At 62.4% G+C, this 24,086-nt stretch carries 17 protein-coding genes and 1 tRNA gene; 11 read left to right on the plus strand and 7 right to left on the minus strand.

Going from position 1 to position 24,086, the window contains the following annotated elements; genetic code table 11:
• The first annotated feature begins 93 nt into the window (after positions 1-93).
• The 11 genes from hemA (at position 94) to bchL (ending at position 13,529) form a co-directional block, all read left to right on the plus strand.
• Entirely contained in the window at positions 94-1,443 is a 1,350-nt protein-coding gene (gene hemA / locus U9R61_RS11635) for a glutamyl-tRNA reductase (RefSeq protein ID WP_322488984.1), read from the plus strand.
• 215 nt (positions 1,444-1,658) lie between these two features.
• Complete coding sequence (gene hemC, locus U9R61_RS11640) at positions 1,659-2,633, plus strand: hydroxymethylbilane synthase (RefSeq protein WP_322488985.1); 975 nt, start codon at positions 1,659-1,661, stop codon at positions 2,631-2,633.
• Positions 2,630-3,385: a uroporphyrinogen-III synthase gene (locus tag U9R61_RS11645; protein ID WP_322488986.1), complete on the plus strand. Its 756-nt coding sequence runs from the start codon at positions 2,630-2,632 to the stop codon at positions 3,383-3,385. Before hemC ends, U9R61_RS11645 begins: the two co-directional genes overlap by 4 nt.
• 149 nt (positions 3,386-3,534) lie before the next feature.
• The gene (gene hemB / locus U9R61_RS11650) at positions 3,535-4,593 is read left to right on the plus strand and encodes a porphobilinogen synthase (RefSeq protein WP_322488987.1); all 1,059 of its coding nucleotides are present in this window, start codon (positions 3,535-3,537) and stop codon (positions 4,591-4,593) included.
• Between the two features lie 61 nt (positions 4,594-4,654).
• The gene (gene hemE / locus U9R61_RS11655) at positions 4,655-5,725 is read left to right on the plus strand and encodes a uroporphyrinogen decarboxylase (protein WP_322488988.1); all 1,071 of its coding nucleotides are present in this window, start codon (positions 4,655-4,657) and stop codon (positions 5,723-5,725) included.
• Positions 5,722-7,038 (plus strand): glutamate-1-semialdehyde 2,1-aminomutase, encoded by a 1,317-nt coding sequence (gene hemL, locus U9R61_RS11660; protein WP_322488989.1) that lies wholly within the window; start codon positions 5,722-5,724, stop codon positions 7,036-7,038. The genes hemE and hemL overlap by 4 nt, the downstream gene beginning before the upstream one ends.
• A gap of 155 nt (positions 7,039-7,193) precedes the next feature.
• A complete protein-coding gene (gene hemF, locus U9R61_RS11665; protein WP_322488990.1) occupies positions 7,194-8,102 on the plus strand; it encodes an oxygen-dependent coproporphyrinogen oxidase in 909 nt (302 codons plus the stop codon).
• Between the two features lie 238 nt (positions 8,103-8,340).
• Entirely contained in the window at positions 8,341-9,618 is a 1,278-nt protein-coding gene (gene bchN, locus U9R61_RS11670; protein WP_322488991.1) for a ferredoxin:protochlorophyllide reductase (ATP-dependent) subunit N, read from the plus strand.
• A gap of 12 nt (positions 9,619-9,630) precedes the next feature.
• On the plus strand, positions 9,631-11,277 hold the full coding sequence (locus U9R61_RS11675; RefSeq protein ID WP_322488992.1) for a ferredoxin:protochlorophyllide reductase (ATP-dependent) subunit B: 1,647 nt from the start codon (positions 9,631-9,633) through the stop codon (positions 11,275-11,277).
• Complete coding sequence (locus U9R61_RS11680; protein ID WP_322488993.1) at positions 11,274-12,560, plus strand: Coenzyme F420 hydrogenase/dehydrogenase, beta subunit C-terminal domain; 1,287 nt, start codon at positions 11,274-11,276, stop codon at positions 12,558-12,560. The genes U9R61_RS11675 and U9R61_RS11680 overlap by 4 nt, the downstream gene beginning before the upstream one ends.
• A gap of 150 nt (positions 12,561-12,710) precedes the next feature.
• Positions 12,711-13,529, plus strand: coding sequence for a ferredoxin:protochlorophyllide reductase (ATP-dependent) iron-sulfur ATP-binding protein (gene bchL, locus U9R61_RS11685; protein ID WP_066789072.1), 819 nt, complete (start codon positions 12,711-12,713; stop codon positions 13,527-13,529).
• Between the two features lie 89 nt (positions 13,530-13,618).
• Here the strand turns inward: bchL and pgl are convergent, their stop codons facing one another.
• The 7 genes from pgl to U9R61_RS11720 all read right to left on the minus strand — a co-directional run bounded on the left by pgl (position 13,619) and on the right by U9R61_RS11720 (position 24,034).
• Positions 13,619-14,359: a 6-phosphogluconolactonase gene (pgl, locus tag U9R61_RS11690; protein ID WP_322488994.1), complete on the minus strand. Its 741-nt coding sequence runs from the start codon at positions 14,357-14,359 to the stop codon at positions 13,619-13,621.
• A gap of 510 nt (positions 14,360-14,869) precedes the next feature.
• On the minus strand, positions 14,870-15,859 hold the full coding sequence (locus U9R61_RS11695; RefSeq protein ID WP_322488995.1) for an aminoglycoside phosphotransferase family protein: 990 nt from the start codon (positions 15,857-15,859) through the stop codon (positions 14,870-14,872).
• Entirely contained in the window at positions 15,856-19,227 is a 3,372-nt protein-coding gene (locus tag U9R61_RS11700; protein ID WP_322488996.1) for a flippase activity-associated protein Agl23, read from the minus strand. The genes U9R61_RS11695 and U9R61_RS11700 overlap by 4 nt, the downstream gene beginning before the upstream one ends.
• 169 nt (positions 19,228-19,396) lie before the next feature.
• Complete coding sequence (locus tag U9R61_RS11705; RefSeq protein ID WP_322488997.1) at positions 19,397-21,841, minus strand: flippase activity-associated protein Agl23; 2,445 nt, start codon at positions 21,839-21,841, stop codon at positions 19,397-19,399.
• 333 nt (positions 21,842-22,174) lie between these two features.
• A complete protein-coding gene (locus U9R61_RS11710) occupies positions 22,175-22,462 on the minus strand; it encodes a hypothetical protein (RefSeq protein WP_322488998.1) in 288 nt (95 codons plus the stop codon).
• A gap of 165 nt (positions 22,463-22,627) precedes the next feature.
• A complete protein-coding gene (locus U9R61_RS11715; RefSeq protein ID WP_322488999.1) occupies positions 22,628-23,866 on the minus strand; it encodes an MFS transporter in 1,239 nt (412 codons plus the stop codon).
• 91 nt (positions 23,867-23,957) lie between these two features.
• A tRNA-Val gene (locus U9R61_RS11720) sits at positions 23,958-24,034 on the minus strand.
• Positions 24,035-24,086 lie beyond the last annotated feature (52 nt).

Consider the following 24,086-nt stretch of genomic DNA (forward strand, 5'->3'; position numbering starts at 1 on the left):
CATACCGGGCTGTTTGCTGCCACACGCCCGGCTGGATGGAGGGGATCGTCACACTGTTACCGTAAAAGCCTTGCAGAGCAAAGGATCAGGCGTATGAATCTGTTCCTTGCCGGTCTCGATCACACGACTGCGCCGGTCGAGATTCGCGAACAGCTTGCCTTCAGCCAAACCGATCTACCATCAGCGTTGATGCAACTGACCAATCCCGACAACGGCGCTGCGCCACTCTTTACCGAGGCCGTCATTCTCTCGACATGCAATCGGGTCGAGATCTATGGGGTCGCAAGTCCGGGAACCACCGCCCAACACGTGGTTGATTTTCTAGCCGCGTTTCACCGGCGGCCCGCCGATGCCTTCGTCCATACGCTCTACTTTTATCAGGGGGAAGCGGTTGCCCGCCATCTGTGCGCGACCGCGGCTGGCCTGCGCTCGCTGGTACTGGGCGAGGCACAGATTCAGGGACAAGTGCGCACCGCCTATGAGTCGGCGCAACGCATCGGCAGCGTCGGCTCGGTCTTGCACCGTCTGTTTCAGATCGCTTTAGTCGCCGGCAAGCGGGTGCGTCACGAAACGACCATCGGCAAAGGCGCAGCGAGTGTGTCGCAGGCCGGAGTGGAATTAGCGAAGCGCCGGCTCGGTGATCTGCGCAGGCGCGAGGTGTTGCTGATCGGCGGCGGCGAAGTGAGCGAGCTGGCGGCGCAGAACCTGATCGCCAACGGCGCTGACCGATTGACGATTGTTAATCGCACGTCATCCCGCGCAGCGGCGCTGGCCGAACGATACGGCGCCGAGATGCTCGATTTCGGCGCATTGCCCGAAGCCCTTGCCCGCGCCGATATTGTGATCAGTTCCACCGCGGCGCCGGTGCCGATCATCTATCGCCACCATGTGATCGAGGCGCTCGACCACAAGCTGCGCGCCCGCGCTTGCGGCGATTGCGATCCGCCGGCAATGTTATTGATCGATCTGGCCGTGCCGCGCGATATTGCCGCCGACGTCGCCACCGTCCCCGGCGTTCACCTGTTTACGGTTGATGATCTGCGCGAGGTGGTCAGCCATACGATCGAGCTGCGTAGCGCAGTGATTGAGATTGCCCAGAAGATTGTCGAAGAGCAAGTGCAGGAGTTCCTCGACTGGATGCGCACCCAAGAGGCGTTGCCGGTGTTGACAATGCTGCGCCAGCGCGCCGAAGAGGTGCGCAACGAGGAGCTGGCCCGCGCGCTGCGCCGGCTGAACAACCTTTCGCCCGAACAACAAGCCGTGATCGAGGGCTTGTCGCGCAGTATCGTCAATAAGCTGCTGCACCCACCCACCCGCTGCTTGCGCGAAGCTGCCGCGCATGGTCAGGGCAAGCGCTATGCCACCATTCTCGCCGAATTGTTTAACCTCGAACACGTAGGCGAACGAACCGCAAGCATGGTGGGAAATACGGAAACATCATAACCAAGCGCCCGGTATTGGCCTTGGTATTGCGAGCCGAGCGTAGGGACAGAGCGACGCTCTGTCCACGCGAGGCGAAGCAATCTCTCGCCTCACCGAGCTATCCTGCTTTGCGTCCTTTAGGCGCTGATTCGTCGCGTTGCTCTGCCCTCCTGCGCAACGACACGATGGCGCACAAAACATGGTGGTGACGTTACCTTAGCACTTTGCGAGGAAGTATGGCACGCTTGCTTCTTGGCACCCGCGGCTCGGCGCTGGCCCGCACCCAATCAGAGTGGGTGGCCAATGCGCTCCGCACTGCCTTCCCTGACCTTGCGGTGGAATTGCGGATTATTTCGACCACCGGCGACCGGGTACTTGATGTGGCTTTGTCAGCGGTTGGCGACAAAGGGTTGTTCGTGAAGGAGTTGGAACAGGCGCTCTTGGCCGGCGAAGTCAATCTGTGCGTGCATAGCGCCAAGGACATGCCGACCGAGACGCCAGAAGGTCTGATGTTGGCGGCGTTTCCGGTGCGGGAAGATCCGCGTGATGCGCTCGTGCTGCGCCACACCGGCATGGGTTCCGACCTGCATACGCTGCCCCAAAGCGCGCGGGTCGGCACGTCGAGCCTGCGCCGCGCCAGCCAGTTGCGCTATCACCGGCCTGATCTCCAATTAGCCGATGTGCGCGGCAATGTTGATACCCGTCTGCGCAAGCTGGCTGAAGGCCAATACGACGCACTGATTCTGGCTGCCGCCGGTCTGCGCCGGTTGGGGTTGTGGGATGGCACGCCCGGCGCGACGATCGGTGAAGCCGTGGTGTATCCGCTCGATCCGTTGGTGATGCTGCCGGCGGTGTCGCAGGGCATTCTAGCGATCGAGACCCGCACTGCCGATTCCGCCACCCGCGCCTTCGTTGCGGCCCTCGACGATCCGGCGGCACGTGCGGCGGCGCTGGCCGAACGCGCGTTGCTGCGCCAGCTTGAAGGCGGTTGCCAAGTGCCGGTGGCGGCCCATGCGGCTGTCACCGAGAGCGGTCTGCGCTTGCGCGGTATGATCGGCGCGCTCGACGGAAGCACGTTGGTCTTCGCCGAGCAAACCGGCACCGTCGAGCAAGCAGAAGAGCTTGGCATTGCGGTGGCGGAAGCGTTGCTTGCTCAAGGCGGCGATGCCATTTTAGCTGTGATTCGCAGCCAGTTGGAGGCGCGGCGATGAGCGCCCTTGCCGGTCGCCGGATCGCGATCACCCGCCCTGCCGGGCGCGGCGATACGCTGGCCGAACGGTTGCGCGCGCTGGGTGCGATCCCGTTGCTGACGCCGTTGATCGCCTATGCTCCACCCGCTGATCCGGCCCCGCTGCAACAGGCGCTCAGCCGGTTGGCCGCCGGGCAATACGATTGGCTGGTGGTAACGAGTCGCCAAACCGTGCAGGCGTTGGCAGATGCGATTGTGCCCGCCGCCACCGCTATCGCCGCCGTCGGCAAAGGCACTGCCGCCGATTGCCGGCGAGTGTGGGGGCGCGAACCGGCCAGCGTACCTGATGAGGAACTCGGTGCAGCCTTGCCCCAAGCCATGGGCAACCTTGCCGGAATGCGCGTGTTGCTGCCGTGCGCCGACATCGCTCCGCCCACCTTGACTGAAGCGTTGCAGGCGGCGAGGGCCAGCGTTGATCGGGTCACTGCGTACCGCACCATCGCCGGCCCCGGCGCCGCCGAACTTGCCGCCGCCCTCTACGCCGGTGAAGTCGATGCGATTGTGCTGGCCAGCGGCTCAGCGGCGTGCCAATTGCACGCGCTGCTCCCGCAGCATACCCAGCCGCCGCCGCTCGTCTGCATCGGCCCCAGTACGGCGGCGGTCTGCGCTGCGGTTGAGTTGCCGGTCGCCGCCGTCGCCGAGCGACCTAACGATGAGGCGCTGATCGCGGCGCTCGAGCAGGTGTTTATTACGCACAAGTTTGCCTATCCCTAAACCACTCCCAGCCTCTCCCCTCCCCCTGCGGGGGAGGGGCCGGGAATGGAGGCCCTAGCCCCTCCCCCTGCGAGGGAGGGGCTAGGGGTGGGGGCCAAGAAAACCTCACCTTGTACGGCTACGGTTCTCTGAAACCACGGAGTGAACGCATGGAAACGCTCTCGTCACACACGCAGGTCACACATGGCATCACCAACCACTTGCCTACACCGGTGCAACGTCCGCGCCGGCTGCGCATCAGTCCCGCCCTGCGCGATCTGGTGCGCGAAACCCGGCTGACGCCTGCCCAACTGATCGCGCCGATCTTTGTCCGCCACGGGCGCGATCTGCGGGTAGCCATTCGCTCGATGCCCGGCCAGTACCAGATGTCGCCCGATCAGGCCGCCCGCGAAGCGCGCGAACTGGCCGAACGCGAGATTCGCGCTGTCCTGCTGTTTGGCATCCCCGCCCACAAGGATGCCTGCGGCAGTGAGAACGCCGATCCCGATGGGATTGTGCCGCAAGCGATTCGGGCGATCAAGGAGGCCGTGCCCGGTATGGTCGTGATCAGCGATATGTGTTTCTGCGAGTATACCGATCACGGGCATTGCGGTGTGCTCAATTCGCCTGGCCGCAGCGATTTCCAACCGCAGCTCGGTGAGGGCTATCTGTTGAATGATCCAACTCTTGCCCTGCTGGCCGAGGCGTCAGTGGTGCATGCCCGCGCCGGGGCCGACATCATCGCGCCGTCGGGTATGATCGACGGGATGGTGGCCACGATCCGCGCGGCGCTGGACGCAGCCGGTCTGAGCCATACCTCGATTATGAGCTATGCCGCCAAGTATGCCAGCGGGTTCTACGGCCCCTTCCGCGATGCCGCCGAAAGCCCGCCCCAGTTCGGCGACCGCAGCCAGTACCAGATGGATCCGGCCAATGCCCGCGAGGCGCTGCGCGAAGTCGATCTCGATGTGGCCGAAGGCGCCGATATTTTGATGGTCAAGCCGGCGTTGGCCTACCTCGATATCATTCGCCAAGTGCGCGATCGCCACACCCTACCGCTGGCCGCCTACCAAGTCAGCGGCGAGTACAGCATGGTCAAGGCGGCTGCCTTGCAAGGCTGGCTCGATGAACAGCGCATCGCGCTTGAGACATTGACCGCCATTCGCCGCGCCGGGGCCGATATGATTATCACCTATTGGGCTAAAGAGGCGGCGGAGTGGCTAGGCTAAACGGGTATTTCTAGGCAAAGACAAGCGTTCGCTGCGGTCATTCTGAAATAGTGAGGAGTCTATGCGAGATCGTTTCCTGCGCGCATGCCGCCGCCAACCGGTTGATCGCACCCCGATTTGGCTGATGCGCCAAGCGGGCCGCTATATGCCTGAATACCGCGCCGTGCGCGAGCGCTACGGCTTTTTGCAGATGGTCAAGACGCCGGAAGTAGCCGCCGAGGTGACACTGCAACCGATTCAGGCCTTTGGGGTGGATGCGGCGATCATCTTTGCCGATATTTTGCCCCCGCTTGAGGGGTTGGGCTTCCAGCTCACCTACGAAAAGGGTGAGGGGCCAGTAATCCATAACCCGATCCGCCAACCGCGCGATGTCGCTGCCCTTCATAGCAGCGATCCGCGCGAGACCGTCGCCTATACGCTCACCGCGCTGCGGCTGGTGAAGCGTGAATTGAACGGCTTGCCGCTGATCGGTTTTAGCGGCGCGCCCTTTACGTTGGCGAGCTACGCCATCGAAGGCGGCGGCTCGAAAGAATATCGCTTGACCAAGCGCTTGATGTATGAGCAGCCGACGGCATGGCACGATCTGATGGAACGGCTCAGCCAATTGGTCGCCGAGTACCTGATCGCACAGGTCGAGGCTGGCGCCGATGCGGTGCAGATCTTTGATAGCTGGGCCGGTGCGCTCGCCCCCGCCGACTACCGGGACTTTGTGCTGAGCCATACCCAAAACGTGGTCGCGACCGTCCGCTCTCGCCTCGGCGAAGCCGCGCCGCCGATCATCTACTTCGGCACTGATATGGCCGGCCTCGCCGGTGAATTGCGCCAGATCGGAGCCGATGTGCTCGGCGTCGATTGGCGAATCGACCTCGATGTGGCATGGGCGCAGTATGGCTACGAGCACGCGGTGCAGGGCAACCTCGATCCTATGACTCTCTTTGCGCCGCGCGAGCTGATCGCGGCCCGCGCCCGCGAGATTTTGCAGCGCGCTGGCGGTCGTCCCGGCCATATCTTCAACCTCGGCCACGGCATTCTCACCGAGACGCCGGTCGATCACGTGCGCTATCTGGTCGAGTTTGTGCAGTCGTTCCCCTTGCCAGCCGAAGCGACTGCGTTACAGGAGGTTATGCAATGAGTGTCGCCACCGAGCGCTACGCTCGCTCGCAAGCTAATTTCGCCGCTGCCCAAGCCGTTATTCCCGGCGGGGTCAATTCGCCAGTGCGCGCCTTCCGTGGCGTCGGCGGCACACCGATCTTTTTCGATCGCGGTCAGGGTGCCTATGTCTGGGATGTGGATGGCAATCGCTACATCGATTACGTGCTCTCGTGGGGGCCGCTGCTGCTTGGCCATGCCCATCCCACGGTTGCGCAGGCCATCGCCGAGCAGGCCCAGCGCGGCACTAGCTTCGGCGCGCCGACCGAACTCGAAACCGAGCTGGCCCGGCTGGTGATCGATCTCGTGCCGTCGATCGAACAGATCCGCTTTGTCAACAGCGGCACCGAAGCCACGATGAGCGCCTTGCGGCTAGCTCGCGCTGCCACCGGTCGCCGACTGATCGTCAAGTTCACCGGCTGCTACCACGGCCACGCCGATATGCTGCTGGTGCAGGCCGGCAGCGGCGTCGCCACCCTCGGCCTGCCCGATAGCCCCGGCGTGCCGCCTGCCGTCGCCGCCGAGACGATCACCGTCGAGTACAACGATCTCGATGCGGTCGCTAACCTCTTCGCCAACCGCGGCGCTGAGATCGCTGCCGTTATCGTCGAGCCCATCGCCGCCAATATGGGGTTCGTCTTGCCCAAACCCGGCTTCCTCAGCGGCTTGCGTGAGATTACCCAGCGCCACGGCGCCATCTTCATTCTCGACGAGGTGATGACCGGCTTCCGCGTCGCCCCCGGCGGCGCGCAGGCGCTGTGGGGGCTTGACCCCGACCTGACCTGTTTGGGCAAGGTGATCGGCGGCGGCTTGCCGGTCGGCGCGTATGCCGGTAAACGCCAATATATGCAACTGGTCGCACCCGCCGGGCCGATGTATCAGGCTGGCACCCTCAGCGGCAACCCGCTGGCGATGGTCGCCGGACTAACCACCCTGCGCACCGCCTTCACCAACGATGGCGCTGCGTTCGAGCAAGCGGTCACGCTGACTACCAATCTCGCCAACGGCCTGCGCGAGCTGGGTGAACGCTACCGCATCTCGTTGCAAGTCGGCAGCGTGGGTACGATGTTCGGCTGCTACTTCCTGCGCCATCCCGATGCCCAGATCACCAACTACGCCGAAGCCAAGGCCAACGCCGACACCCAGCGCTATGCCCGCTTCTTCTGGGCCATGGCGGAACGCGGCGTCTACTTGGCGCCATCGCAGTTTGAAGCCGGCTTCGTCAGCACGGCCCACACCGTCGCCGACATCGAGCAGACGCTGGCCGCAGCGGAAGAAGCGTTCGCCCAACTGTAACCAACGCCGAGGCGCAAAGGGTTTGGGTACGCCACCAGCGCGTTCCGCCGCGCCGCAAGCCGGCAGCGCGACCAAAGATCATCCAAACCCTTTGCGCCCTTCGCGTTCTTTGCGCCTTTGCTTGCTTTGCGTCCTTACGTCAAAGGAGACGACCAATGACCATCACCGACACTCGCTCGCTCGTTCACGATCTGATGCGCGCCGGCCAGCAAAAACTCTGCGCCGCGTTTGAAGAGACCGACGGCCAGCAGCGGTTTGCCGAACAGAGCTGGGAACGGCCCGGCGGCGGCGGCGGCACGGCCCGCGTCATGACCGAAGGCGCCGTCTTCGAGCGCGCTGGGGTCAATGTGTCAGCCGTCTACGGCGCCGAGGTTCCGCCGAGCATCTGGCAACACCGCCCTTCAACCCGCGGCCAGCCCTACTTCGCCACCGGCATCTCGATGGTGCTGCACCCGCGCAACCCCTACGTCCCGGCGTTCCACGCCAACTTCCGCTACTTCGAGGCCGGCGATGAATGGTGGTTTGGCGGCGGCATGGATCTGACGCCAAGCTATGGCTTTGAAGAAGACGCTCGCCACTTTCACGTCACGCTCCGCGATTACTGCGCCCGCCATCCGATCGCCGACTACCAAACCATGAAAGAGACCTGCGACCGCTACTTCTTCCTCAAACATCGCAACGAAATGCGCGGCATCGGCGGCATCTTCTTCGACGATCTCCACCCAAACGGGCCAGACGGCTTCGATCGCGCGTTTGCGTTTGTCAGCGATGGCATCACCACCATTCTCGACGCCTACCTGCCGATCGTGCGCCGGCGCATGCACACCTCCTACGGCGAGCGCGAACGTTCGTGGCAGCTCTACCGGCGCGGCAGGTACGTCGAATTTAACCTGATCTACGACCGTGGCACCCTGTTTGGCTTGCAAACCAGCGGCAACATCGAAGCCATCTTGATGTCGCTGCCGCCGCTCGCCCGCTGGGAATTCAATTACCGGCCCGAACCCGGTTCACCCGAAGCGGCCATGGCCGAATTTCTTAAACCGCGTGATTGGGCCGCCCAGTAGAACCGCACCGCCGCGCGGCTCCAGCAAACCACCCGACGGTACGTCGGTGGCGCGCCGCACCGCCGCGCGGCTCCAGCAAACCGCACCGCCGTGCGTCGATCCACCCATCAATCGCTGTTACATCATATGCACTAATTTTGCACGGGATTTGTTTATACTTCACCTTCTTGCTTTTTATGCTACAATGTTATTAAAGTCAGTAGTTCCAAATCGGTACTACACCGTGCGAGGAGGCGCTATGCATAAGGCGAGCACCATCCGCGAGGATGGCCTCTATCACTCGTTCTGCGGCTTAGTTAGCGTCGGCTGGCTCTACCAGAAGATCAAGGATAGCTTCTTCCTCATCCTTGGCACCCACACCTGTGCCCACCTGCTCCAAAATACGCTCGGCGTGATGATCTTCGCCCGCCCACGCTTTGCCGTCTCGTTGCTCGAAGAAGCGGATCTCAGTTCGTCGCAACCCGATATTTCAGCCCAAATCGAAGAGATCAAGCGCGAGCACCATCCCTCGGTCATCTTTTTGCTCTCGTCATGCACGCCCGAAGTGATGAAGGTGGAGTTTGAAGGGTTGGCGGCCTCGGTCAGCACGCCCGAAGTGCCAGTACTCTTCGTGCCCGCTTCCGGCCTCGACTATACCTTCTCGCAGAGCGAGGATTCGGTCTTGCAGGCGCTCATCCCGTTCTGCCCGCCGGCCCCACCCGAAGATAAGCGGGTCGTCTTCCTCGGCTCGGTCAACGACGCCATCGCCGATGATTTTTCCCTCGAAGCGGCCCGGCTGGGCATTCCGGTAGCTGGGTTCTTGCCCGCCAGCCACTTCCACGAGTTGCCGCCGATCGGGCCGGGTACGATCATCGCCCCGCTCCAACCCTACTTGCACAAAACCGCCACCCAACTGCGCAACGAGCGCGGTTGCACGGTGCTCTCCTCGCTCTTTCCGTTTGGCCCTGACGGCACCCGCCGCTTCTGGGAGGATTTGGCCGCCCAGTTTGGCATGAAGGTCGATCTGAGCGATCGCGAAGCCGCGGCGTGGGAGCGCATCAAGCGCCATACCGATCTGCTGCGCGGCAAGAAGATTTTCTTCGCGAGCGATACCCTGATGGAGCTGCCGCTGGCCCGTTTCCTCAAGGCGTGCGGTGCTGAAGTAGTCGAGTGCTCAACTCCCTATATCAACCGCCGCTTCCACGCTGCTGAGCTCGCTGCGCTTGACGGTGTGCGGCTGGTCGAGCAGGCCAATTTCCATCGCCAGTTGCGCACCATCGCCGAAACCAAACCCGACCTGATTATCTCGAATATCATCACTACCAACCCGCTGGTCGGCCAAGGCGTGGTCGCCAAGTGGGGCACTGAGTACTGCTTCTTGCCGATCCACGGTTGGGCCGGCGTCAACGCGCTGGTGACATCCTTCACCCGCGCCCTCGAACGCCACGCCAAGCTCGATCCGCTCGGCTCCGATCCGATCTGGTTGACCGGTATGATGCCTAGCTCCCCCGGTGGCGTCATCTCGTTGCAGTCATAGAGGAGATGATCCATGCGTCTAGCGTATTGGATGTACGAGGGCACGGCCCATCACGGCGTTGGCCGGATCGCCAATAGCATGCGCAATGTCCACGCCGTCTTTCACGCTCCACAGGGCGACGATTATGTCAATGCAATCTTCGCAATGCTCGATCGCACGCCCAACTTTCCTGCCATGACGACCAGCGTGGTCAGCGGCACCGATCTGGCCCGCGGCACGATCCGCTTGCCCGAAACGCTCAAGCAGGTGGAAGAGCGCGTCCGTCCCGATTTGATCGTGGTGGTGGCTTCGTGCTCGACGATCTTGCTGCAAGAGAATCTCGAGATTGCCGCCAAGCATGCCGGCTTGCAGTGCGAGGTGATGGTCTACGACGCCAATCCCTACCGCATGCAAGAGATTGTCGCCGCTGAAAGCCTGTTTACCGATCTGGTCAAGCGGTTTGCCCAACCCCAACCCCGCACCCCCCGCCCGACCGTCAATATTCTCGGCCCGACGTCACTCGGCTTCCACGCTCGCCACGATCTGATCAGCCTGCGCCGCATGCTCAAGACGCTCGGCATTGAAGTGAACGTGGTTGCGCCGTGGGGAGCGACGATTGATGATCTGCACCGCTTGCCGGCAGCGTGGCTGACCATCGCCCCGTACCGCGAGCTTGGCTTGCGCGCCGCCACCTATCTCGAAGAGCAGTTTGGCGTGCCGGCCCTGCTCGATGCGCCGATCGGCGTCCAACCCACCTTGCGCTGGATCGATCGCCTGCGCGAGATGCTGGCCCAAGCCGGGGCTAACGTGCCGATGCCGCCGCTGACTGCCTTTTCACTCGATGGGATGTCGGCCCCTTCCGCTGTGCCATGGCTGGCCCGCACCGCCGATATGGATAGCTTCTCTGGCAAGCCGGCCTTTGTATTCGGCGATGCCACCCACGTAGTCGGCATCACCCGCTTCCTCAGCGACGAAATGGGCATGCCGATCGCTGGCGCCGGCACGTATGTCAAGCATCAGGCCGATTGGGTGCGCGAGCAGTTGGCCGGCTATGTCGATGACCTGCTCGTGACCGACGAGTTTCAGACGGTGGCGGCCCGCATCGCCGAGCTGCGCCCTGAATTGGTCTGCGGCACCCAGATGGAGCGCCATACCTCGCGCCGCTACGATCTGAATTGTATGGTGATTTCGCCGCCGACCCACATCGAAAATCACCTGCTCGCCTATCGCCCCTTCCTCGGCTTCGATGGCGCCGATGTGATCGCCGATGAGGTCTATACGACCTGTACGCTCGGCATGGAGAAGCACCTGATTGATCTGTTTGGGGATGCTGGACTCGATCTCCCTGAGCAGGTCAAAACCGCTGCACCGCCCGATCCTGCGCCGGTGGCAGTCGCCGCCGAGAGTCCGAAACCGGTCAATGAACCGGCTGTCGCAACAGTGGCTGCTCCGGCTGCGCCGGCTCCCGTCGCTGCCCCCGCGCCGTCATCTGCCCCAGCCGACCCAGCTGCGCCGGTCGATCCGGTCTGGGCCGCCGACGCGGAAGCGATGCTCAAGAAGGTGCCCTTCTTCGTGCGCGGGCGCGTGCGAGGGAACGTCGAGAAGTATGCGCGCCAGCACGGCCACGCCGTCATTACCGCCCAAGTGCTGCTAGCCGCCAAAGAGGAGCTTGGCGCATGAGTACCGCCCGTTCGCCCAAAGCGCCGCGCCCGCCGCAACCGCCGCGCCAGTTGGCTAAAATCGCGCTGCTGGCCCGCGAAGAGCGGCTGGCGGGCCGGCCCAAGCTGTGCAGCGATTGCGGCATCTGCACCGGCGAGTTGCGCCCCTTCATGGCGCAGAGCTGCGTCTTCGTCAATAACCGCGCCGAGGAGATCGAACGCCGTCTGCACGGGCGGAATCGGCGCGACGGCGATGAGCTGCTCTTCGGTATCTATCGCGAACTGCGCGTCTTTCGCATGAACCCGCCAGTGCCCGACGCTCAGTGGAGCGGCGCGGTCACTAGCCTCGGCGCGCTACTGCTCGAACGCGGGTTGGTCGAGGGGGTGATCACCACCGCCGCCGCTCCCGGCACCCGCTTCGCGCCGCTGCCCATCCTTGCCCGTACCCCCGACGAGGTGCGCGCAACCCGCGGCAATAAGCCGTGTCTTGCGCCGACCCTCGATATCCTGCCCCAAGTGCGACAATCCGGCCTGCGCCGGATCGCCTACATTGGCACCGGCTGCCAAGTCCATGCCCTGCGCGCCATCGAGGATCAGCTCGGTCTCGAACGGCTCTACGTGATCGGGATTCCCTGCACCGACAACACGACCTATCCCGACTTGCAACGCTTTTTGCAGGTCGTCTCGCGCTCGCCGGAAACGGTCGTCCACCACGAGTTTATGCAGGATTTCCGCATCTGGCTCAAGCACGAAGATGGCTCGATCGAGAAGGTCAACTTTGTCGATCTCGATGTCAGCAAGCTCGGTGGCGAGCTTGGCGTCTTCCCGCCGGCCTGCCTGAGCTGTTTCGACTACCAAAATGGGTTGTCAGACCTGACCATCGGTTACATGGGGGCGCCGCTGCCGCCGACCGAACGCTGGCAGTGGACGCTCATCCGCACCGAGCACGGGGCCGAACTCTACGAGTTGCTGCGGCCGTACGTCGAAGAGCGCGCCCCGATCAGCGGCGGCGATCGCACCCGCGGTATGCCGGCCTACATCCAGATGCTGCGCAAACCGCCGCGGCGCGCGCCGTGGCCGATCCGCCAGTTGGTCGCCTTCATTCAGCGCCGCAGCGGGCCGAAGGGTCTCGAATTCGCCCGCTCGGTGATCGAGATGAAGCTGCTGCGCAATCTGCAATTCGTGCGCGAACGGCATGGCCGGCTCGAACGCCGCATTGTACCCGGTTATGTCTACCGTGCGCTGGCTCGCTACGCCGATGTCTACCGGCGCGAGTTTGGCCGTGAGTTAGCGCCACCCGCGTAGGCGCTACGGTTGGTAAATAGCTTCCCCTCGACTCGCTTACGGGTGGAGGGAGGGAACAAATGAACGCACCTTCACGCCTGTGCGTGATGAGTTTCAATAGGCTTTCGGTATGAGATGCCGGCATCGCCGGCCTACGAGAAGGAGTTGTCCATGTCCCTCATCCTCGCGATCTACGGCAAGGGTGGGATCGGCAAGTCGACCACCTCGGCCAACCTGTCGGCGGCAATGGCGCTCAAAGGCGCCAAAGTGCTTCAGATCGGCTGCGATCCTAAGCACGACAGCACCTTTCCGCTCACCGGCCACCTCCAGCCGACGGTGATCGATGTGCTGGACAGCGTGAACTTCCATCTTGAAGATGTCAGCAAAGAGGATGTGATCCACACCGGGTTTGCCGGCGTCGATACACTCGAGTCGGGCGGCCCTCCCGCCGGCAGCGGCTGCGGCGGCTATGTCGTCGGCGAGACGGTGAAGCTGCTGAAAGAGTTCGGCCTCTACGACAAGTACGATGTGATCGTCTTCGACGTGCTCGGCGACGTGGTTTGCGGCGGCTTTTCGGCCCCGCTCAACTACGCCGACTACGGCCTGATCATTGCCTGCAACGACTTCGACAGCATCTTTGCCGCCAACCGGCTCTGTCTCGCCATCGCGCAGAAGTCGCAGCGCCACAAAGTCAAGCTGGCCGGCATTGTCGCCAACCGGGTTGATTACGAATTCGGCGGCACCACCTTGCTCGACCAGTTCGCCGAAAAGGTTGGCACTAAAGTGATCGGGCGCGTGCCCTATCACGACCTCATCCGCCGCTCGCGCCTTGCCGGCAAGACCCTGTTTGAGATGGAGGGGCCGGGCAAAGAGGAATGCACTCGCCCCTTCGAGGAGATGGCTGAGTATCTGCTCGCCCAACCCGAAGCCACCATTCCTAACCCCTACCACGATCGCGCGATCTTCGAGGCGATCGGCGGCTGGCGGTGATGAGCTAAGCTACGGGCAATGCAGTAACGCACACGTGCTATACGTTGCTGCGTTGCCCTCTTACTCGTGAGACACACTGCCGTGCGGCTTTACCCCTGTGAGTTGGCTGCTCGATCGATCAGCCAATAGATTCGCCCTCCCGCTGGCTGGATCAAGCGGGTTGGTTGGTCGAGCGAATCACCCATTTCCGCCACTGCTGCCGCTACTGCCGCCGCTTTGTCGGCCCCGCTGACCACAAAGATCACGGCGCGCGCTGCATTTAGCGCAGCCGGCGTCAGGCTCAGGCGCAGCGGCGGCGGTTTAGGTGAGTCGCGCACCACCACCACCAGCCGATCCGCCGGCGCGGTTAACGCCGGGTGGCGCGGGAAGAGCGAGGCGGTGTGGCCGTCCGGTCCCATGCCGAGCAGCACCACATCGAACGCGCCCCCATGCGCAGCTAAGAGCGCCGCTGCCTGCTGCTGGTAAATCGCTGCCGCCTGTTCGGGATCGCGGTAGTAGGTTGGCGCGGGGAAGACTTGATCGGCCTGCACCGGCACGTGATCGAGCAGTGTTTGGCGGGTGGCGCGGTAGGTGTTCTCGGCATCGTCGAACGGCACGTACCGCTCATCGGCGAACAGCATGCTCAACCCGCCCCAGTCAATCTGGTCGCGCCACGGCGGATTCGCTAACAGCGGGTATAAGCGCGTGGTCAAGCTCCCTCCCGACAACGCCACGAGCGCCCTCCCTCGCTCGTTGATCGCTGCCGCCAACTGCGCGGCCACCAGCGCCGACGCTGCCCGGTATAGCTCGTCGGCGCTGTCGTAGACCTTAATGGTGCGCTGTGGAGTCATAGGGCATTCCTTCTCTGCGGTCTTGCGGGGTTAATGGCTTTGAGATGAGCCATTTCACCCTCACCCCCAGCCCCTCTGCCACTAGCGCAGGAGAGGGGGCTGCTGCGTCCCGTGCCAGTCGTCACCCATCTGCGGCTCCCCCTCTCACGGCGGAAGCGGGGGCGCTACGGCGAGGCGATAGGCTTGGCCCTTCCTTATGGAGTGTGACCGTTTCACTGCCGCACTCAACAAAATGTTTGGGTCGTCTGTGGCTTTTCGTGGCGATGCCCCCAGCCCGCACAGCGGGTTTTGTCACCCGCGTTCCCTGCTGTCCGCCCCGCAACTGGCGCCCCCTCACCCGCCATCAGGAGGGAGCGGTAGCACTACGCGGGTCCTTCCTTAATGGAGTGCGGCAGTTTCACTGCCATACCCCACGCAGTCATCGAGATGACGCCCCACCCCGCCTTTGCTGCCACCGGGAAGCGTCACCAAAAACCCAAATGCCGCAACAATGTTTGTGGCGTTTCGTGGTTATGATCCCACTGCCGCCAGCTCGGCCAGCATCTGCCGCGCCGCTTCTGCGTCAGCCTCGTGCGGCAACCCGCGCACATACCGGTCGCAGGCGCTCCACGCACAGGCCAGCAGGCGCAACACCTCTAACCGCTCACGTTCGGCTTGGCTCAGCGCGCCAGCACTGCAATAGCCCTCGTACAAACCCTCGCGCCATGCCGCCGGCAGGTGGGACCGTAAGCCAAACGCCAGATCGAAAAGACCGTCGCCACTGATGAACCAACCCGGTTCTTCCAACGCTTCTAAGTGGACGTGCTGGCCTCCCACCGTACACCGCACCGCCTGCGGGCCGAAGTTGCCATGGATCAACACCGGCGTTGGGCAATCGAGCCGCGGATCGACGAGCACCGTCTGCAATGCCTGCGCCTCTGCCTCGCTAAAGACCAACTGCGGCGCCGGCGGGCTGGCCAGCCGCTGACCAATCGCTTTCAAGACGTGCTGCCAACTGAGCCGCGGCCACCTCCCGCTGATGGTTGGTCGGCCCGCTCCCGGCATACGCTGCCGGTGCAGCCGCCGCAAGGCACGCCCCGCTTGGCGGGCAATGCTGTGGAGCAAGTGATCATCAGTCAGCTCAGCCGCCGTCTGGCCAGCGATAAAACTCTCGACCGTATACGCAAACGGCACGAAGGTTTTGCTCAAGTCACGGTGAATGATGCGCGCTCCCGGCATGCCTTCCAGTGCCATCCCCCGCAAGAACGCCACATGCGCCGCCAGATCATCTTCCGGCGCCACCCGCAGGATGACGTGCTCGGTAGGCAAGGTCAGGCGCACGAGCAGGTGTCGCTCGGTCTGCCGGTAAAGCGTTGCCGCTTGCGGGCGCAAGTTCAGTGCCCGCACCACCATGCTGGTGTAGTCCCCTAACCGGCTCAAACTGCGCTGCCAAGCTTCACTCAGCTCGGTCGCCGCCGGCGAGATGAAATGATTGAGATGGCGAAAGTCAGTGACAATCATGGCGTTGCCGGCGCTAACGCCGGTAAGCTAAAGCGAGCCGCCCGCCCGCCGATCCGATCCACCATCCAAACGCTGCCGTCTGTCGCTACCGCCAACCCGCTGGGACTGGCAATCGGCACGCCATCCTTACCTACCCCCGTCCAACGCAACAGCACCTCGCCGCCGGCATTCGCCGTCAGCACGTGCTGGCGCGCCGGCACCGCCACGTAGACCGTCCCGTCAGGGCTTACCGCCAGCATCGGGTCGTCGTAGGTATTGGCTTGCCAACCTGCCACAGGCCACGTCGCCAGCGGGATGGGATCGATCCGGCCATCGGCGGCGCGGGTAAAGACCTGCACTCGCCCGTTCCACGTATCGGCCACGTAGAGATTGCCAGCCGCATCGAGCGCAAGATTGGTCGGTTCGTTGAATTGGCCGGGAGCGCTGCCGGCGCCGCCGAATTGGTATAGGAAGTTGCCGTTGCTGTCGGTGACGACGATCCGTTTGTTACCGGTATCGGCGATATAGACATTGCCGGCGGCGTCAACCGCCACCCCGCGCGGCCCGAAGAAACCGAGCGGCGCGGCAGCATTGCGGGCCGGATCGCCTTCGGTAATCGTCGCTCGCCGCCCGTCGCCAAGATCGAGATCGCCGCTGCCCCAGCTCGCCACCGGACGCAACCCGGTATCGTATTTCACAATCCGCGCATTCCACGTATCGGCAACATAGAGGTTGCCCTGCGCATCGAAGGCCAAGCCGCGCGGTTCGTAGAACTGATCGAGGCCGTTGCCCTGCGTGCCGAAATTACGCAGCAGCGTGCCATCCGGCCCGAAGACCTCGATCCGGTGGTTGAGCGTATCGGCCACGTAGATATTGCCCTGCCGGTCGAGCGCAATCCCGGTCGCACCACCGCTGCCGGTCGACAGCCTGATCTCGTTGAGCGCGGCGAGCCGCAGCGTAGGCGCAGCAGTCACCGTCGTGGTCGTCTGCCCTGCGCCACCGTCCAGATCGCGCCGCAGCCACACCTCAACTTCACGCGCACCGGGAACCAGCGGTTCCGGCAATTGGCGGAAGAGCAGGTAACGGCCCAAAGCCGGCCAGTTCTCGCGCCGGAACGGCCACAACAGCGCGTCAAACGGCCCGTTCAATTCACTACTGAGGTCGCGCCCGCAATCCTCTTGGGCCGCTGCCAATGACCACGTGCTGTAGTAAAATCGCTTGTAACCAGGACTGCGTGGGGCGCATTTGCTGCCTTCAGGGAACCACCAATTGAACACGCCCGCTTTACCGTAGGGCTGCACATACGACTCGCGCAACAGGTCGCGCAGCCGGTCGGTGACATACGGACGGTAGAGCATGACCATTGGCGCCAGATCGCGGTTACCGTCCGGCATCGTCACCGTAAGTTGATCAACCGACGGCACTCGCCCTAGTTCGCTGCCATTGACCCAAACGATATTTTTGAAATCGCGCAAATACCACTGCAACGGCCATGCCAGCGATCCCTCAGCGGTGCGGTCGCCGCCATCGAGAATGAGCGGCATCGACAAACCGCCAGTCGTGTCTTGCGGACTACGGTTGCCACGGGTCAGATTGATCGCCAAATCGCGGATGTCGGCGGCGTACCGAGGCACATCAGGCGCGGTCTGCGTGTAGATCAACGGCTCGATCGGCACGTCAGGGTGGTCGTAGACCACCAACCACGAAGCGCGGATCATATACGCCGACAGCAAGGTTGCGACCGTCAGCCCCAACGCTGCTAGCACCGGCTTGACGCCCAACCGCCCAATCAAGGTGAGCAGCGCATAGATCAAGCCAAACACGATCAGCAACGGAATAATCGCTTGTAGAAATGCGTTTTGCCCGCCGCTGCCCAATCGCCAGAAGGTCACGCTGATCGCTGCCGCCAGCAAGATCACAATCAGCGGGATGAGCCAGATTTGCACGGGCGACCGCTCGCGCCGGATCAGATCGATCATCCGCCCGATCACCCACGCCGCCAGCAGATTCCCCGGCAACGCCATGTGAACAACGAGCCACGGCATCTTTTCGCCGGCCCACGAAAAGATGATGATCGCGGTAAAGAACCAAAACACCACCAACAATGGGTAGAGCGGCCACGGCGCGAAGGCGATGAGGCGCGCGGTTTCGTCAACATCCGCCGCATCCTGCTCGGCCACCTTCGCCGCCGGTCGCACCGCGCGCCGGCCCGCCAACCACCGCCGGACAACCGCCACGATCATAGCGACCACCACGCCGATCCCGGTCAGCACTGCCAGCGGTTCGTACAAAGGCAACAACATCAGGTAGTAATACCACGGCTGATCGCCGCGGGCATACTCTTGCTGGCTGCCCAGCCAGTAAATCAAACCGGCGGTGATGCCATCAATTGCGCCGGGCAGATAGGTGAAGAAACTGGTATAGAGAACGAGATAGATGCCAGCCAAAATCGCCAGCGCCTTCCACAGCGCCGGACGATCCTCTTGCCAGAGCAGACGGAGTCGCGTGCTCAAAATCGGTTCTGGCGGCCACAGGCGCTGACAGAGCCATGCCAACACCAAGGCCGAAGCGACCAGAAAGGCCTTTTCACCGATATACAACCCGCGCCCGAACGGCAGCGGCGGGTTGATAATCATTAGCGCCACGCAGATACCGATCACCACCAGCAGCACGATATTCAGATAACGGGCAAACCGGCTTTCGGCCAGCAACCGCATCAGTACAAAAATACCAAAAATAAACAGCAAGATATAGTACAGCTCGTGGGTGGCAATCGCTAGCGCCAACCCCGCCGCAGTCAAGTATAGCCACTGCCGCTTGCCGGTATCGATCCAGCGCAGCGCGCCGATCACCATCCACACTTCCCACAACACCATCAGGCCATCGTGGCGGGCAAACCGGGTGTAGTAGAGTAACGTCGGCGAAAAACCGAGCAAGAGCGCCGCAATCAAGGCTCCGGCCCGGCCAAGATATGGCCGCAGCCACCACGCCGACGCTACCAACCCAATTCCGGCCAGCGCCATCGGCAAGCGGGCCTGCGCATCGCCGTCACCAAACAGAAAATAGGCCAGCGCAGTGAGGAAGTAGAGCGACGGGCCGTGGTAAACCGGATCGTAGCAGTAGGTCTCGTGGAACACACCGCCACGGGGATTACCATTCTCATCAAGGCCGCTCCAGCACGAGAACGCCCCCGCGCCGCTGTAGAGCCGCCAGCTCGACCACGCATGGATCGACTCATCGTGGTGGAGCGCCATGCGCTCTAGACCCCACAGATGGGCGATCACGCTGGCCAATATGATTAACGCATAGAGCGCCGTTTCCCAACGCAGCCAGCCGGCCCGCAAGCGTCGATCGAGCAACGTGTCGGTTGTCAGTGTTTGTGTCGCCATAAAATGAATGTAAGAGCCGCCAACTCGTTCATATCATCCGTTAGAGCGCGGGCCGCTCGCCCGCTCGGTTCCCTCGCCGGAGCGCGGGCCGCTCGTCCTCCTGCCCATCCAGCTCTCTTCCGTACGGGCACAGCGGCGCTGTGCCCTAGAAAAAGGGCATAGTAGCCCCCTATCGCTCCGGCATCCGCAACGAGCCGCCCAACCCCACCCCGATCTGCCGCGCCAACTCCGGGCGCACCGCAATCACAAAATCGGTTGATCCCAATCCTGCCGGCGGCTGGCGAAACATCAAGTAACGCCACAATTGCGCCGACGTTTCGTAATCAAACGGATTCCGCAGCAGCCGGTCGAGCAGCGAGCTGCCATTCAACCGATACGCTTGGTCTTCGGGGAACCACCAGCGCAGCGGGTAACGCTGAATCACAAAGCCTTCCAAGTACGCCCGATTTTCGGGGTAGCGGTCGAGGTTCTCTTGCAAGAGCAACACCGCCTGCACGTCTTCCGCCGGTGGCCCGTTCAAACGCCCTCCCGGCACAGCGATCGCTCCCGGCCAATCGCGCAAATACCAGAGCCACACCGTCTCGTTATCGTACATCACCGGCAAGCGCGTGCCGCCACCGCGCCGCATCGCCGCTTCTTCCAACCGCCGGATCACCCGCATCACATCAGGCGAAGTCTGGGTATAGACCATCATCTCGCGGGCCACGTCGCCAGTCTGATAGACCAGCCGCACACTGCCGCGCACCGTATAAAGACCAATCGCCAATGCCAGACAGATCGCCATCAGCGCCGCCGTCACCGTCCAACTCCAGCGCAACCCAGCCCCGATCACCAGCAAGGTGAACAGAGTCAGCGTGAACAGTACCGCCATCCACGGCCGGATCGGCGAGGCCGGGCCAGCAGCAACTGTAATTAAGAGCAGCAGAAAGCCCAGACTGATGATCAAGCCGAACAGCAAGCCAAAGCTGAGCAACGATCCCTTGGGCAATCCCAACGCTCCCGGACGCCATTCATCCAGCCAGTGCCAGCCGCCGGCAGGCGTAGGCACCAGATCACCGGCGCCTACCGTGTCTACCGGCACCGCCGCCTCGGTCGCTGCCGGTGTCGTCGCCGCCTCCCATGCCTCTTGCCAGCGCGCTGCCTGCGCTTGCGCCAGCGCCATCAGTTTCGCCAGCGTCCATGCAAACAACAGGGTCAACGGCAGTGTGATGTGAATTGTGAGCCATGGCATCTTCTCGCCGGCCCATGTGTAGATACCAAACGCAGCCACCGACCACCACGCAATCAAACCGGCCGCAAACGCTTCCGGCCAGCGCCGCCGCACCGCTTGAATTGCCAGCGGCAAACCGGCAGCCGCCCCTAATAGCAGCAACGGCTCGTAGGTGGCGAAGATCACGGCATAGTAATGGCCGGGTTGGCTGCCACGCTGCACATTATGTTGCGCCAACCAATAGAGCAACGAACCGGCCATCCCCGAAATCAGGCCGAGCAGGTTGGTGAACATGGCCGTAAATAGCAGCGCATAGATCGCGCCGGCGATGGCCAACGCAATTTGCCAGCGCCGATCCGCCGCCAGACTCGCTGCCACCGTCGCCGCCGGATCGCCGCGTGCTAGCGCTCGTTCCCACGGCGTCGCGCCGCTCGCGTCACGTCGGTACCAGATCAGCCAGATCAGCAATGCCAAACCGCCGGTCAGCACGATGAACGCGCTGATAATGGCCGGATGGTTCACAAACCGGCCAATGTCGGCTAGATATCGTGCGCCGTTTTCCCACACCGAGCGCCCGCCATCGCTATCCGAACGGTTGCGCACCAACAGCGCATATCCGTTATCTTCCGTTTCCAGCGGCGGCCAGCCGAACAGCGGCCCCGCCTGATCAACCACGATCGCACCGTTGGCATCGCGCTGCGCATGATGCCCGCCATCCACCACCGCCGTGCCGGGCAACACAAAGATCAGCAGCGCCAGCGCCAGCCCCAACCCGCCAATAATCGCCAACCCCGGATGGAACACGCGCCAGCAGAAGATTGCCGCTAGCGGCGCTGCCATAATCAAGATGTAGAGATAGGTCGTCTCTTGATTGGTCAGCATCAACGTCAACGCCACCGCACCAAGGTAGAGCCAGCGCGGGCGCGGATCGGCGGCGTAGCGCACAATTGCCACCAAAACCAGTATCTCAAACACCACCGAATAAATGTCGTGACGAAAAAAGCGCCCCACATAGAGCGCCACCGGCGAGATCAGCAGGTAGATGCTCGCGATCAGCGCCGCCGGTCGCCCAATGATTGGTCGCAGCAAGATCGGGCTGAGGGTAAGGGCAATACTAAACAAAGCCGCACTAAGGCGCGCGGTCGTATCATTATCGCCAAACAGAAAGAACACCAACGCGCCAAGATGGTAAAGGAACGGCCCATGCAAGAGCGGGTCGTGCATATAGCCGCGCCCGCTCAAGAGGTACCACGAATACGCGGCGTGCAGGGTCTCGTCGTGGTGCAAAGCGCGATCACCCAATGCCCACAACCGGCTCACAATCGCAAGCACCGCGATGACCGCATAGGCCACCTGTTCAACTGTAGGAGTCCAGCGCCGTGTAACGGCTTCAGGCATCGACATAGCTTTCAGCACGCCGTGATCGGTTTATCCTAAATCGCAGGCATTGTACACGAACGCTAGGCGCAGGGCAAGCGTTTCAATAGCAGTTTCTCATTGACGCCCAACAAAGTAACTATAATCATTGCGCCGGGGGCGTGTTCCCGTATAGCATTGCGAGGAGGCATAGCCCCGGCAGCAATCTCCCGCTTCAGCGGAACCTATGGCGAAACTGACCCTTCCCGCCTCAGCAGGAGATTGCATCGCCGCGCTTCACGCGGCTCGCAATGACAATATATGTCCAACACAACATGGAGTGCGGCCGTTTGACTGCCGCACTCCATAGACTCAATAGACTCAATACGGAAAAAAGTCCTCTGGCATCACCTGCACATCCTTCAAGATCGCAATCACCCGTTGATCGTCGCGCCGCACATGGCTGATCTGCCCGCCCACATAGCGTTCTTGCTCGCGCCAATAGACCATATCGCCTTGCCGCAAATCGATCAACGCCGGGCGCAAATAGCCGCCAGCGCAATCAATCACAATCCGCTGCTGGCTCAGCTCATCAACCGGCAAATCGGTATACCGCCGGCCATACCCGCGCCGGATGACGGAAATGGTGCGAAGTGATGGTTGTGCCATAGTGATGTTACATGTTCGCCAATCTGTAACCGCTATCTTGGTGGATCAATGCATAATACAAAGCATCAAGGAATCAAGGATGTGGGAATGAAACGAACCGCAACCAACATTCAGCAGTCAAATCCCACCCTCTATCGACATTCCCTACCCCTTATTCCCCACTCCCTACTTCCCTACTCGCAGCCATGCAAACAATCCCACCCCTAGCAACCGGATTACACCAGCCACCAACAACATCGGCATAATCCCGATCACGTCGGCGAACAGCGTCGCTATCAGCGGCATCACAAACAGCGCAAGGTTTTGCAAGGTTTGAAACAGCCCAACATACGTCGCCTGCCGCTCAGCGGGAATTGTGCTCAACACCAAATCAAAATTGACCAAATCGTTGCCGGCGACACAGAACGTTACCAGTCCGGCCAGCACGGCCAGCAACCACGGCGAATCGGTCAGTGCCACCCCAAACGGATACAGTGCCATACCGAGGCTGCTCGCCAGCAAGACGCCGCTATTGCCCAACCGTGGCGCCGCCGCCGACCAAACCGCGTAAGCAACCAATAATACCCCATTGCCGACCATGCTGATCAAGCCAATCCAGCTATCGTTAAGACCAGTCTCGCGCACGTAGTAGAGCGGCAGCAGCGGGATCGCCATCGCCACGCCGCTGCGGAACACAAACGCGCTCCACGCATAATGCATAAACGCTGGCGGCGCTTGTTTCAGCGCCACGAGCAACGAATTGTCACCGCGCTGCGTCGCTGTGAGTGCGCGATCAGGCAACGTAATCGCCCGCGAGAAGAAAAAGCTAAGTAACCCGCCGGCGACCGAGCCGATAAAAACCACTTGATAGTTAAGCGGAAAAGGCATCTGATCCAGCACGCCGCCGATCAGCGCCACTGTCACCGCCGTCGTCAAGCCCAGCATTGACCAGCGCATGCTCATGAGCGTATAGCGGCGCTGCGGCCCAGCCACCCCGCCCATCACAATCGTAAATGCGACATTGACAAAGGTTGAGGGAATCGTCACTAGCGCCCAGATGGTGATAATCGTCCACGGCACTGCTGCTAGCGGCAGCACGAACGGCAAGAGGCCGAAGACCGCATACGAGGCCAGCACCCAGAACCGCATGCCCGAATACCAGACCACGACGTTGCGCTGCCGTTCGAGGAACCGCCCGATCGGCAAGGCAAACAGCGCGCCGGCCAGCGCCGGCAGCGAGGTGATCAGACCGACCAGCAAGCTCGATGCGCCCAACCGGGCTAAAAAGACGGGCAAAAACACGCCCACGCCAGTGACGATCCCAACCCCAATCCCATCGATCAGCACGTTGCGAATATTGCGTTCGGTGACATCGGTTGGGCGTACCAGCGCGCGCAACTCGGCGCGCGAGATGAGCGGTCGCATGCTGCTGCCTTTGATCGGCTCACAATCCGCGGCGAGCGATCCTCGATCGGCGTGAAAATCAGTGCGCGGCCACGTGGCCGCGCAGGTGGGGTGGTGGGCGATACTGGACTCGAACCAGTGACCTCATCGGTGTGAACGATGCGCTCTAACCAACTGAGCTAATCGCCCGCGTTCTGGCGAAGAGTATAGCACATCTGGCCAGTTTGTGCAAATCGCTGAT

Source organism: Chloroflexus sp. (assembly GCF_034431535.1).
Taxonomy (GTDB): Bacteria; Chloroflexota; Chloroflexia; order Chloroflexales; family Chloroflexaceae; genus Chloroflexus.